This is a genomic window from uncultured Tenacibaculum sp., from assembly GCF_947499065.1.
Taxonomy (GTDB): domain Bacteria; phylum Bacteroidota; class Bacteroidia; order Flavobacteriales; family Flavobacteriaceae; genus Polaribacter.
In genome coordinates, this window is record NZ_CANMMT010000003.1 from 108,059 (window position 1) to 122,349 (window position 14,291).

Sequence of the window (14,291 nt, forward strand, 5' to 3'; positions counted from 1 at the left end):
TAAATCTAATATTTAACCCTATTTACTAGGGGAGTATTATCATTAGTCTTACGTTATGCTTATTTTTTAAAAGCATAATGTAGGATAGGAAAACTATAGCCGTCAACCAACCAAATTAACGTTATAGTAACTTAAAAAAAAATCCACTATGTCTCTATTTTATGAAAACCCATTGGTTTTACAATTAATCGTTTATGCTTTTATTATTTTTTTCTTTTGGGGATTAGAATTAGTACTGTTTTCTCAACAGATAAAACAAAAAGCACTCCATTCATTATTAAATGCAAAGTTTATAATATTTGTATTACCAGTTCAAATTGGACTATCTACCATAGTGTTTATGGTAGCTAATTGGACAGTTAAAGAAAAATGGGGGTTGGTTTACCAATTACCTTTAGAAGAGTTTTCAGTATTACATTTTATTGTAGCTTTTATATGTATTGATTTTTTTGATTACTGGTACCATGTAATGATGCATAGAGTCCCATTTTTTTGGAGATTTCATCAAATACATCATAGCGATATGGATGTAGATATTTCAACAACGGTTAGAGAGCATCCAGGAGAAACTACCGTAAGAGTAAGTTTTTTAATAGCTATAGTTTTTATTCTAGGAGTTCCAGTAGAGTTTTTATTAATAAAACAATTTATTCAAAGTTTTATCAATTTAACATCTCATTCAAAGGCAAAATTGCCAGAAAAGATAAACAATATTGTATCGCTTTTATTCGTAACACCAAATACACATCACATACACCATCACTATGTATTACCGCAAACAGATAGTAACTATGGAGATATATTTTCTATTTGGGATCGATTGTTTTCAACATTCAGTAAAATGAAACAATCAGACATTGTACATGGAATAGATACCAATATGGATGTAGAAGAAAATAAAGATTTTAAAAACTTAATTACTCGTCCGTTTGATGAAAACAGAGAGCATTCAACTAATCCTATTTATAAAAAAGTAAAGTTAAAAACAGTAAAGTAGTTTTAGGATGAAGATGAGGTTAGTAGTAGTGTTTATTTTCATATACACTGCATTGAGTGCACAGACAAAAGTTAGTGGTAAAATTTTAGATGAGAATAATGAACCTTTACCTTATGTAAATGTTTTTTTTAAAGGAACTACCATAGGTACAGTAAGTGATGAAAAAGGAGAGTTTTATATACAAAGTGCTAAAAAGCAATCAGTAATATCAATTGTTTTTCTAGGTTTTCAAACTCAAGAAATTGAATTGAAGGATAGGATAACGAATGGGATAAAGGTTACACTAAAAGAAGACAATACTACTTTAGAAGAAGTTGTAATCGTTAAGCGACCAAAAAAGAGAGTTAAGAAAGAAGAAAACCCAGCGTATCGAATATTAAAAGAAATCTGGAAAAAGAAGAAAAAAAATGGACTTTCATTGGTTAGGTCGTATCAATATGATCAGTATAATTCAAGAGAGCTTGGTTTTGGAAATATGGATAGTGCTTTTGTACGTAAAGTTTTACGTAAAAAGTTTCAGGATTTAAAAGATAATGTGCAAAAAAACTATGATAATGATACCTATTATTTACCAGTAGAGTTTATAGAAAAAAGTGAAAAAGTTTATGGAAATAATTTATTACACAAAGAAAGAAGAGATGTTGAAGGAGAACGAAAAATAGGAATACATCAATTAGGGAAATATGTAGATAGAGCTACTACTATTTTTCAAGAAATAGATGTATATAATGATAATGTATTTATTTTAGATAAAACCTTTATCAGCCCAATTTCAACAACAGGTTTTGGAAGCTATGATTATGTATTATCAGATAGTTCAATTGTAAATAATAGAAAAGAATATACCATTCATTTTTTTCCTCGACAAAAAGGAGATTTGGTATTCAAAGGTCACATGAAAGTTGCCGATAAAAGCTTTGCTTTAACTTCTATTGATATGGAAATTTTAAAAGATGTAAATCTGAATTTTGTTAGAGACTTATCAATAGAAAAAACATTTTTATTAAAAAACGACAGTATTTATTTGCCGAAAACAAATAAATATAAAGGAGAATTCACTTTTTTGACAAAGAATAATAGAGAAAAGGGTATTTATTTGGTAAAGAAAGAAAAGTTCTCAAAATATGTTTTTGATAGAGAAAAATCGGCAGCTTTTTATGATGTGAAAATAGTTCAAAATTCAGCCAATCAATTTAAAAAATCTGATACTTATTGGGATAAAAAGCAAGATGAAACAACAAAAAACACATTTAAGCTTGTAAATAAAGTAAAATCTAGTAGTAAAGTAAAAAAGATAACAGGTACTATATATACATTATCTGATGGTTATTTTACACCAATTACAGGAATTCAGTTAGGAAATTTATTTACTACAACAGCAAGAAATGATGTAGAGGGAATTAGGCTAAGATTAGGTTTTAGAACTTTTAGAACTAATAATGATCGAATGAAATTATTAGGTTATGGAGCTTATGGTTTTAAAGATAAAAAGTTTAAATATGGTCTAGAAGGTAGGTATTTGATTTCGTCAAAACCAAGAATAATTATAGGAGCAGCTTATATGGATGATGTTGAACAAATGGGGTTTACTAGATTTAATGAAAGAGATTTAATACCACAACCAGATAAGGGGCCAAAGGCAGTTTTTGTAAGAGGAAACAATTATTTTTTAGCGAAAGTGAAAAAGAAAATGTTCCGATTTGATGTGGAGGTAGCTAAAAACTTTAATATGGGAATTAAGTTGGCTCATGAGAAAATAACTTCAGCAGATCCCAAACGTTTTTCTATGGCATTTTTTGATCAGAAAAAGAATCAAACAATAAATGTAACTAAAGATGTGTATTCCGATTTTTATTTAAGCTATCAGCCAGGAAGAATAACAGAAGGTTTTGGAGTTGATAGGCAATTAGGAACGAAATTACATCCGAAATTACTTATAAATTATAAAAAGGCTTATAGGGGAGTTTTTGGAGGAAATGTAGATTATGAAAAGTTGTCAATATTATATAATCATCCAATACCAGTAGGAAAGTTTGGAGTATTTGATCCAACTATTATAGCAGCAAAAACATTTGGAAAAACACCATTATCAGTATTAACAGCAGTACCTTCAAATCAAACTTACTTTTTAACGCCCAATACATTTGCCTTGTTAGATTATTATGATTTTGTAGCGGATAGCTCAATTGAAGGACATTTTGAACAGCATTTTAATGGTTTGATTTTTAACCGTATTCCTCTAATTAAAAAATTAGGGTTGAGAAGTTTACTAACTTTTAGAGCGGTTTATGGGAGTATTTCCGATAAAAATAAAAAGATAAATAGATCAACAATAAAATATGTAGCACCAAATAGGAAACCATATTTCGAATATGGTTTTGGAATAGAAAATATAGGTTATGGGAATTTAAGACCCTTACGTGTTGATTTTATTTGGAGAGGAGATTTTAAAAATGTAAACGGACCAGTAAGCCCAGGTTTTGGGATACGAGTTGGCTTTAAAACATCATTTTAACTTATGAAAACAAAAATTGAACTAATAATTATTGTACTGTTTTTAGCAAGTGCTACATTGTACGGACAAGAATACATCTATGATGTAAAGGTTTTTGGAAAAAAAATAGGAACTGTTACAGCCAATAGAACTCAAAAAGGAACTAAAACTGTTTATAAAACTAGTTCCTTTTCATCAATTCGCTTTTTTGGAAAAAAAGAAATTTCAACTTTTATGGAAACTGTGTATGAAAATGATGTTTTGCAAAAGAGTTTTTATGAAGTGAAAAAAAATAAGAAAACTAGAGAAAAAGCAGTTTTAGAATATAAAAAGGATAAATACTTTATAGTAACCGATGGTAAAGAAACATTTCATGATAAACCCATATTTATGAGTACTATAATGTTAACGTATCATAAACCAAAAAATAACGAAAGAGTTTTTGAAGAAGTAGGAGGTTTTTATAAAACAATGGCAAAAATAAGTGAAAATAAGTTTGATTTAATTAACCCCAATAGCAGGCATAAAGATACTTATATATACAATAAGGAAGGAATTTTGAAAAAGTGCATAGTTCGAAAAACCTTATTCAATTTTGAAATGATTTTAAAAACGAAAAAAAAGCAATTAGGAAAATTATAAGTAATGAATAAAGCTCCAAAATTTTCTTTTTTCTAAATAATATAGATTCGTTTCGTTTAAATAAGCTTCTCGTTCGAAGCTTAAATTTTTATAAGCTAGATGACGATTTTTATAAATAATCAACTTAACTAGCCATTCAATAATGTAAAACAAAAAAAAGAAAATAATAAGTAATTCCTGTTGTTGTCTTAAATGAATTTTTTCATGATTAATTAACTCGTAGTTATATCTTAAATCTTTTCTTTTCAAAAAAATAAAAGGATATAAGGTTAGCCCAATGAACCCTTTCGGGATAATATGTTTAGAGATAAAAATCATGATAAGATTATGCTGTAAAAATAACCATTTTATATTTTATAAGAATGAAAAGAGTGTTTTTAAGTAGTAATCTTTTCTATAAGAGAAGCCACAATGGGGTTTCTATTATTTTTATCCCATACAACCGAAAGTGTTGTTCGTTGAGGTATTTTATGGAGTTCAATAAATTTTACATTCATATTATATCCTTTTTGGAGTGACTTAGGAACAATAGATAAGCCAAAATTATTTTCAACTAATTTGTAAATAGAAGCAGCGTGAATTGTATTATGAGAAACAATGGGAGTAAAGCCACTCTCATCAAAGATTTGCATTATTTTTTCATAATAAGAAGGACTATAAGAAGGGTCGAATAAAATAAAAGATTCATCTTTTAATTCTTGTAAACCTTTAAAGTTAGAAGCATTTATTGGATGGTTTTTGGGTAATACTAAGCAGAAAGATTCTTTTAAAAGAGGTTTAATATTTAAACCTCTTGGAACTCTATCTAAACGTACAAAGCCAACGTCAATGTCATGAGAAAGTAAACTTTCAATTTGCTTCTGATTATCCATTTCTTTTAATCCAAATTGTACGTTTGGGTGCTCCTTTTTAAATTGAATTAATAGGTTAGGGATAATATCTTGCATAGCAGAACCAACATAACCAAATTCTAACTTACCTTGTTTGCCGTCTTGAAGAAGCTTTGCATAATCTAAAATGTTATCTAAGTTTTTCAGATTTCTTGTAAGTTCATTTTTAAGATATAAACCCGCAGAAGTCAATTCAACTTTTCTGTTATGTCTCACAAATAATTCGACACCTAAATCGTCCTCCATTTGTTTAATTTGTCTACTTAAACCTGGCTGCGAAATAAAAAGACGTTCCGCAGCTTTCCTAAAGTGTAAGTCTTCAGCAACAGCCAAAAAATATCTAAAGTGTCTTAATTCTATTTGATAACTCATAGTTATTAATTGATGATTTAATTGATATTGTTGGTTATCAAAATTAAAAATAACTTTGTAAAAAATGAAATAATAGACATGTTTAAATACGGAATAGATCACTTAACGGTAGACAAAGTAATTGCAATTGCCGAAGGAACTTTAAAAGCAGAAATAACATCTGAAGCTAAAGATAAAGTAAATGTATGTAGAGGGAAGGTTGATAAAATGGCAAATTCTGATGCCGCTATTTATGGTATAAATACAGGTTTTGGTCCATTATGTGACGTGCAAATTACACCAGAAGAGACTAGTAAGTTACAAGAAAACTTATTAATCACACATGCGGTTGGAGTAGGGAATCCTATAGATAAAAAGTTATCTAAAATAATGATGATATGTAAAGTACATGCGTTATGTCAAGGATTTTCAGGAGTACGTTTAGAAATGATAGAACGTATCGTATATTTTATTGAAAATGATTTGTTGCCAGTAGTTCCAGAGCAAGGTTCAGTAGGAGCTTCTGGAGATTTAGCTCCATTATCTCACCTATTTTTACCATTGTTAGGAGAAGGAGAATTTTGGATAGGAGATAGTATAGAATCAGCAAAAAAAGTTTTAGAAGCTAAAGGTTTAGAACCTTTAGTACTGCAAGCTAAAGAAGGTTTAGGATTAATAAACGGAACACAGTTTATTTTGGCACATGCTATCCTTGGTTTGAAAAAAATGGAGTATTTGTTAGATTTGGCTGATGTTGCTGGAGCTATGACTTTAGAGGGCTATTCGGGTAATGTATCACCATTTAAAGAAGAGTTACATAAAATACGTCCATTTGAAGGAAATTTAAAAGTAGCAGAACGCATGAGAATGCTTTTAAAAGATTCTCAAAATGCAGAAGATACTAGCTTTCCAAGAGTACAAGATCCATATTCTATTCGTTGTATGCCACAAGTGCATGGAGCATCAAGAAATGCTTACAATCATTTAAATGAAATGGCTGAGATAGAAATGAATTCTGTAACAGATAACCCAATTGTATTAAGTGAAACAGAAGCGATATCAGGAGGGAATTTCCATGGACAACCTTTAGCAATGGTGTTAGACTATGCATCAATCGCAGTTGCTGAGTTAGGTAATATTTCAGATAGACGTTCATACTTGTTATTAGAAGGAAAATACGGTTTACCTAGATTATTAACTACAGCTGGCGGATTGAATTCAGGATTTATGATTCCTCAATATACTACAGCGGCTTTAGTAACTGAAAATAAATCATTGTGTTTTCCACCGTCGGCAGATAGTGTACCTACCTCATTAGGTCAGGAAGATCATGTTTCTATGGGAAGTATTTCGGGAAGAAAATTCAACCAAATTTTAGGAAATTTAGATAAAATATTAGCAATAGAGTTTATGTATGCTGCACAAGCAATGGACTTTAGAAGACCAAATAGGTTTTCATCAATTATAGAAGAAAATTTTAAACTGATTAGAAATAAAGTAGCTAAATTAGAGGAGGATAGAGTATTAAAAGATGATATTAATGCTTTGGTAGTAATGGTTAAAAATCAAGAATTTAAAGTAGCGTAAAAAGAAATTATTATGACATTCAAAGAACAAATACAACAAGGGATTCCAAATGAATTACCAGAAATTCCAGTATACGATTCATCAATAAATAGAGCGCCTAAGCGTAAAGAAATTTTAACCGCAGAGGAGAAAAAATTAGCGCTAAGAAACGCATTACGTTATTTTGATAAAGAACACCATGAGGTATTATTACCAGAGTTTGCTGAGGAGTTAGAAAAGTATGGACGTATTTATATGTATCGTTTCCGTCCTACTTACAAAATGCATGCACGTGATATTGAAGAATACCCAGGAAAATCGTTACAAGCGAAAGCTATTATGTTAATGATTCAGAATAATTTAGATTATGCAGTAGCGCAACATCCACATGAGTTAATTACTTATGGAGGAAATGGAGCAGTATTTTCTAACTGGGCTCAATATTTACTAACAATGAAGTATTTATCTGAAATGACAGATGAGCAAACTTTAGTAATGTACTCAGGACATCCAATGGGATTATTTCCATCTCATAAAGATGCACCAAGAGTTGTAGTTACAAATGGAATGATGATACCTAATTATTCAAAACCAGATGATTGGGAAAAATTCAATGCTTTAGGAGTTACTCAATATGGGCAAATGACAGCAGGAAGTTATATGTATATAGGTCCACAAGGAATTGTACATGGAACAACAATTACAGTGTTGAATGGATTTAGAAAGATAGGAAAATCACCAAAAGGAGGTTTGTTTGTTACTGCTGGTTTAGGAGGAATGAGTGGAGCACAGCCTAAAGCTGGAAATATAGCAGGATGTATTACCGTTTGTGCAGAGGTAAACCCTAAGATTACACAAATACGTTTAGATCAAGGTTGGATAGATGAAAAAATTACCGATTTAGATGAATTAGTGAAGAGAGTTAAAGAAGCTAAAGTAAATGAGGAAGTCGTTTCAATAGCTTATTTAGGAAATATAGTAGAGGTTTGGGAGAAGTTTGCAGAAGAGAATGTACATATTGATTTAGGATCAGACCAAACATCATTGCATAATCCATGGGCAGGAGGATATTATCCAGTTGATCAGTCATTTGAAGAATCAAATGATATGATGGCAAATAATCCAGAGTTGTTTAAAGAGAAAGTACAAGAAACACTACGTCGTCATGCAGCAGCTATTAATAAGCACACAGTTAAAGGTACCTATTTCTTTGATTATGGAAATGCATTTTTATTAGAAGCAAGTAGAGCAGGAGCAGATGTAATGAATCCAAACCCTACATTAGGTAGAGAGTTTAAATATCCAAGTTATGTACAGGATATTATGGGGCCAATGTGTTTTGATTATGGTTTTGGGCCATTTCGTTGGGTATGTGCTTCAGGAAAACCAGAAGATTTAGCTAAAACAGATGAGATAGCTTGTAATGTATTAGAAGAAATAAGAAAACATTCACCAGAAGAAATTCAGCAACAAATGGCTGACAATATTCAGTGGATTAAAGGAGCTCAGGAAAACAAATTAGTAGTAGGTTCTCAGGCACGAATTTTATATGCAGATGCTGAAGGAAGAATGAAAATAGCACAAGCATTTAATGACGCTATTGAGAGAGGTGAAATAGGTCCAGTTGTGTTAGGTCGTGATCATCACGATGTATCAGGAACAGATTCTCCATACCGTGAAACTTCAAATATTTACGATGGGTCTCGTTATACCGCAGATATGGCTATTCACAACGTAATTGGAGATAGTTTTAGAGGAGCTACATGGGTCTCAATCCACAATGGAGGTGGAGTAGGATGGGGTGAAGTTATGAATGGAGGATTTGGCATGCTTCTTGATGGTAGTTTAGATGCATCAAGACGCTTAAAATCAATGCTTTTTTGGGATGTAAATAACGGAATAGCACGTCGTAGTTGGGCAAGAAATGAAGAAGCAGTTTTTGCTATTAAACGTGCCATGGACGTCGAGCCAAACCTAAAAGTAACTTTACCAAACTTAGTGGATGATGCATTATTAGAAAATGTATAAACCCTAAGAAAATGAAGATATCGAAATTACTTTTTTTACCAATGATTACTTTGTTTATTGTTTCTTGTAGTAGTGTGAAAGTAGCTACAGATTACGATACTAAAGTAAATTTTAATGACTATAAAACATTTGCGTTTTATAAAACAGGAATTGATAAAGCACCTATCTCTGACTTAGATAAGAAGAGAATTATGCGTGCCGTTGAAGCTGAATTAGTAGCAAAAGGTATGACTAAGTCATCTAATCCAGATGTATTAGTTAGTTTGTTTACCAAATCTAGAGAGCGTATCAATATTAATGATGTTAACTACGGCTGGGGCTGGGGTTATGGTTGGGGCTGGAATCCATGGATGTGGGGAGGAGCCAATCGTTTAAACGTAAACCAGTATACAGAAGGAACATTATTTTTAGATATTATTGATGCGAAGAATAAAGAGTTAGTTTGGCAAGGAATTGGAACTGGAGCATTAAAAATTACCAATATGGAGAAAAAAGAAGCCAGAATTAAAGAGTTTGTAAAAGAAATTATGGCTAAGTATCCTCCAGGGAGTAAGAAGTAATTAAATAAGAAATAAAAAACAAAAAGCATCAAATAGAATATTTGATGCTTTTTTTGTTAAAAAAAGTTTAAAAAAATGTAACAAACTATTAATCAAGTCTACTGATATGTAAATCATTAAAATTACAAAACCAAAAAGTATGAAGTTAGTTATAGAGAATTTGACAAAAACCTATAAGAATGGTGTAAAAGCTATTGATGGTTTAAATTTAGAAATCGGAACAGGAATGTTTGGATTATTAGGACCAAATGGAGCAGGGAAGTCTTCATTAATGCGTACTATTTCTACATTACAAAGTCCAGATTCTGGAACTATTACTTTTGGAGATATTAATGTTTTAGAAGATAAAATGGCATTGCGAAAAGTACTGGGGTATTTACCACAATCATTTGGAGTGTACCCAAAAATGTCAGCAGAAGATTTATTAGATTATTTCGCAACATTAAAAGGAATTGCTTCAAAATCAGATCGTGAAAAATTGGTGAGAGAAGTATTAGAGATTACCAATTTATATGAAGTACGTAAAAAATACGTAGCAGGATATTCAGGAGGTATGAAACAACGTTTCGGAATAGCGCAATTATTATTAAATAACCCCAAATTAATTATAGTAGATGAGCCAACAGCAGGATTAGACCCGGCAGAGCGTCACCGATTTTTAAATGTGCTAAGAGAAGTAGGAACCAATTGTACAGTTATTTTTTCAACGCATATCGTAGAAGACGTAAAAGAATTATGTAAAGAAATGGCGATTCTAAACGGAGGACGTATTTTAAAACATACAACGCCAACTGAGGCTACAAAAGAAATTGAAGGACAAATTTGGACTAAAATTATTGATAGAGAAGCGTTAGAGCAAACAGAAGCTACATACAACGTACTATCTTCAAACTATAACCAAGACAATACATTAAATGTACGTGTGTTTTCAGAAATAAAACCAGCTGAAGATTTTAAAGAGGCTACACCACAGTTAGATGATGTGTACTTTTTAGCATTAAAAGAAGATCAACCAGTAGCAGTTTAATCAATTTCTAAACTAAAAACACATGTTTTACACAATATTTAAACACGAGTTAAATTACTGGTTTAAGAAGCCAGCCACTTATATCTATGCTGCAATTTTCTTTTTGTTAGCATTATTATTATCAGCAAATTCGGCAGGTTTTTTTGATTCTTTTAGGTCTACAACTGGTTCATCTATTATTGTAAACTCACCTACGGCAATTAATGGGCTGTTTAATGGAATGACAACTTTTTTATTCTTTTTATTTCCATCAATAATAGGAATTTCGGTATATAGAGATTATAAAAGTGAGATGCATTCTATTTTATATTCTTATCCATTTAACAAAACGAATTATTTATCGGCTAAGTTTTTAAGTTCTTTTGTAGTTGTACTCTTAATTATTTTAGTAGCAGGTATAGGATTGTTCTTAGGTTTTCGATTACCAGGAACAAATCAAGAGATAGTTGGCGCTTTTAACTTTTCAGCGTATGCACATTCTTATCTAATATATATTATACCAAACGTATTGTTATTTGGAGCTATTGTATTTGGAGTGGTTACGTTTACTAGAAACATTGCAGCGGGTTTTATAACAGTTGTTTTATTAATGTTTGTTCAAGGTGTAGCGGAAAGCTTTTTATCAAATCCTGATAATCGTTTTTGGTCAGCTTTATTTGATCCTTTCGGTTCACAAGCGGCAAATTATTATACACGTTATTGGACAGTGGCAGAACAAAATGAATTAATGTTACCATTTAAAGGAGTTATCATTTATAACCGATTATTATGGTTGGGAATAGCAAGTGTTATACTAGCAGGAGTTTATAAATTATTCTCATTTACTCAAAGTGCATTTACGTTTAGTTTTAAAAAGAGTAAAGGAGAACGTATTATAAAGCACAACTTTGGAGGAATTACTCGTATAGAGTTACCTAAAGTTACTTATGATTATTCATTTATAAATGATTTAAAAACTACTTGGAAATTATCAAATATAGATTTTAAATATATCTTCAAGAGTTGGCCATTTATTGCCATTTTATTAGTTGGTTTGATATCATTATTAGTGTTTGCTCAGACAGCAGGAGAATTGTTTGGAACTAAAACCTATCCTACTACTTGGCAAATGTTATTATTACCAGGAACTGTATTTACCTTCTTTATAAATTTATTAACTTTTTTATATGCAGGAATGTTAATACGAAGAGGAGAAATAGCAAAAACCAACCATTTAATAGATGTAACTCCAGTAAAAAACTGGACACTTATAGTGTCTAAATTTATTGCCATTTTAAAAATGCAAATTGTATTATTAGCTGTAATTGTAGTAGCTGGAGTGTTATTTCAAATATATAAAGGGTATTATAATTTTGAATTAAGACACTATTTTTATGAGGTATATATACTAATGTTTATCCATTTTGTTATTTGGGCCTTCTTAGCAATGTTGATTCAAACGTTAATTAAAAACCAATATTTAGGATTGTTTGTACTGTTAGTTTTTTTAATAGGGTTACCATTATTATCGTTAGCGGGAATAGAACAATCAGTATTTAAATATAACCAAGGTTCTAATTATCAGTATTCTGATATGAATGAATATGGGGCTTCATTTAATAGATATTTTGCTTATAAGATTTATTGGTTTATAGGTGGTTTGATTCTATTGGTTTTAGCAAAGTTATTTTGGATGAGAGGAATAACATTCTCTTTTGCAGAAAGATTAAAAATCGCAAAAAAGCGTCTAAATTATAAAGTAATTGCAGTTTTATCTGTTTTGACTCTTTTGTTTTTCGGCTTAGGAGGAAGAATTTATTATGAAAACAATGTGTTAAATACACGTTTATCTTCGAAAGAGAGAGAACAGTTAAGAGTTGATTGGGAGAAGAATTATAAAAAGTACGAAGGAAAAGCACAGCCTAGAATTGTAGCTGTAAATGTAGACATGAATATTTTCCCGGATACAAGAGATTTTAAATCTTCTGGAACTTATAAAATGATAAACAAAACAAACGAAGCTATTGATAGTGTTTTCCTAAATCATAACGACTATCCAAGTACGTTTGAGTTTAATAAACCAAATACGTTAGTACTGGAAGATACAATTCAGAATTTTGATATTTATAAATTCAAAACACCAATACAACCAGGAGATAGTTTAGAGTTGAAATTTACGGTTCATAATAAGCCAAATACATTTTTACGAAACCATTCACCAGTGTTAGAAAATGGAACATTTATAAATAGTGGAATTTATCCATCATTAGGGTATTCTTCAGCAGGAGAATTAAGAGATGACGAAACTAGAAAGAAATTTGGTTTGCCAAAGAATGAGTTAAGACCACATCCATCAGATAGTACAGCTTTAGGAGATACTTATATTTCTAAAGACTCAGATTGGATTGATTTTGAAGCTACTGTTTCAACATCAGAAGATCAAATAGCTATTGCACCTGGGTATTTACAAAAGGAATGGACAAAAGATGGACGTCGTTATTTCCATTATAAGATGGACAGTAAGATTCTAAATTTCTATGCATTTAACTCAGCTAAATACGAGATTAAAAAAGATAAGTGGAATGATGTAAATCTTGAAATCTATTATCAAAAAGGGCATGAGTATAACTTAGATAGAATGTTTAAAGGAATAAAAGCATCGTTAGATTATAATTCAAAAAACTTTAGTCCATATCAACACAGACAGGTTAGAATTATTGAATTCCCAAGAACAGAAGGAAGCTTTGCGCAATCATTCCCAAATACGATTCCATTCTCAGAAGCAGTTGGTTTTATTGCTGATGTAGATGATACAGATGAAGGAGGAGTTGATTATCCATTTGCAATTACAGTTCACGAATTAGCGCATCAATGGTGGGCGCACCAAGTAATTGGAGCAGATGTTTTAGGAGCAACTATGTTATCGGAAAGTTTATCAGAATACGTGTCGTTAAAAGTATTAGAACACGAATATGGGAAAACGAAGATGCGTAAGTTCTTAAAGAAAAGCTTAGACGATTACTTACAACAACGTACTTTTGAGCGTAAAAGAGAAAAAGCATTAATGTATAACGACGGACAAGGGTATATCCGTTATCAAAAAGGATCTTTAGTATTTTATGCTTTAAGCGATTATATAGGAGAGGATAAACTAAATAATGCTTTAAAAGAATATGTAGAAAAGGTTAAATTTCAAGATGCACCATACACAACATCAATTGAAATGGTTGATTACATAAAGAAAGCAACACCAGATAGTTTACAATATGTAATTAAAGATATGTTTGAAACGATTACTTTGTATAAAAATAGAGTAACTAAAGTTGAATCTAAAGAGCTAGAGAATGGAAAGTACCAGGTTGATATAGAGTTTGAAGTATCTAAATATCGTAATGACGAAAAAGGAAAACGTTTTTATGGTGAGCAAGCAGGAGATACTTTAACATATAAAACTGAAAAAATGAAAAAACCAGTATTATCTGTAAAATTAGCTGACTATGTAGATATCGGTATTTTTGGAGAAGAAGAAGTGGATGGAAAGAAAAAAGAGACTGAGTTATATTTGAAAAAACATAAAATAACGCAGATAAATAATAAAGTTTCGATAATTGTAGATAAAAAACCTGTTGAAGTAGGAGTAGACCCTTATAACAAGTTAATAGATACAAAGTCTGATGACAATAGAAGAAAACTTTAATGTACTACTTACGTAAAAAAGAAAGCGCCTTGTTATTATAACAAGGCGCTTTCTTTTTTA

9 protein-coding genes are annotated in these 14,291 nt (G+C 30.8%); 8 read left to right on the plus strand and 1 reads right to left on the minus strand.

Annotated elements, in window-relative coordinates:
- Window positions 1-148 precede the first annotated feature (148 nt).
- Genes Q0958_RS08020 through Q0958_RS08030 form a run of 3 tightly spaced genes read left to right on the plus strand, consistent with a single transcriptional unit; the run spans window position 149 to window position 4,133 of the window.
- Window positions 149-997: a sterol desaturase family protein gene (locus tag Q0958_RS08020; protein ID WP_299121932.1), complete on the plus strand. Its 849-nt coding sequence runs from the start codon at window positions 149-151 to the stop codon at window positions 995-997.
- A gap of 7 nt (window positions 998-1,004) precedes the next feature.
- Window positions 1,005-3,512: a DUF5686 and carboxypeptidase-like regulatory domain-containing protein gene (locus tag Q0958_RS08025; protein WP_299121934.1), complete on the plus strand. Its 2,508-nt coding sequence runs from the start codon at window positions 1,005-1,007 to the stop codon at window positions 3,510-3,512.
- Between the two features lie 3 nt (window positions 3,513-3,515).
- Window positions 3,516-4,133 carry a DUF6134 family protein gene (locus Q0958_RS08030; RefSeq protein ID WP_299121936.1) on the plus strand — a complete coding sequence of 206 codons (618 nt, stop codon included), beginning with the start codon at window positions 3,516-3,518 and terminating at the stop codon, window positions 4,131-4,133.
- Between the two features lie 377 nt (window positions 4,134-4,510).
- On the opposite strand, the gene Q0958_RS08040 is transcribed toward Q0958_RS08030, so the two are convergent.
- Complete coding sequence (locus Q0958_RS08040) at window positions 4,511-5,395, minus strand: LysR family transcriptional regulator (protein WP_299121938.1); 885 nt, start codon at window positions 5,393-5,395, stop codon at window positions 4,511-4,513.
- 78 nt (window positions 5,396-5,473) lie between these two features.
- On the opposite strand from Q0958_RS08040, the gene hutH reads away from it, so the two are divergent.
- The 5 genes from hutH (at window position 5,474) to Q0958_RS08065 (ending at window position 14,231) form a co-directional block, all read left to right on the plus strand.
- Window positions 5,474-6,961 carry a histidine ammonia-lyase gene (gene hutH, locus Q0958_RS08045; RefSeq protein ID WP_299121939.1) on the plus strand — a complete coding sequence of 496 codons (1,488 nt, stop codon included), beginning with the start codon at window positions 5,474-5,476 and terminating at the stop codon, window positions 6,959-6,961.
- A gap of 12 nt (window positions 6,962-6,973) precedes the next feature.
- Complete coding sequence (locus tag Q0958_RS08050) at window positions 6,974-8,968, plus strand: urocanate hydratase (RefSeq protein ID WP_299121941.1); 1,995 nt, start codon at window positions 6,974-6,976, stop codon at window positions 8,966-8,968.
- Between the two features lie 11 nt (window positions 8,969-8,979).
- Window positions 8,980-9,528, plus strand: a complete 549-nt coding sequence (locus Q0958_RS08055; RefSeq protein WP_299121942.1) for a DUF4136 domain-containing protein — start codon at window positions 8,980-8,982, stop codon at window positions 9,526-9,528.
- A 139-nt stretch (window positions 9,529-9,667) separates the two neighbouring features.
- Window positions 9,668-10,555, plus strand: coding sequence for an ABC transporter ATP-binding protein (locus Q0958_RS08060; protein ID WP_299121944.1), 888 nt, complete (start codon window positions 9,668-9,670; stop codon window positions 10,553-10,555).
- Between the two features lie 22 nt (window positions 10,556-10,577).
- Window positions 10,578-14,231, plus strand: coding sequence for a M1 family aminopeptidase (locus Q0958_RS08065; protein ID WP_299121945.1), 3,654 nt, complete (start codon window positions 10,578-10,580; stop codon window positions 14,229-14,231).
- The last annotated feature ends 60 nt before the right edge of the window (window positions 14,232-14,291 follow it).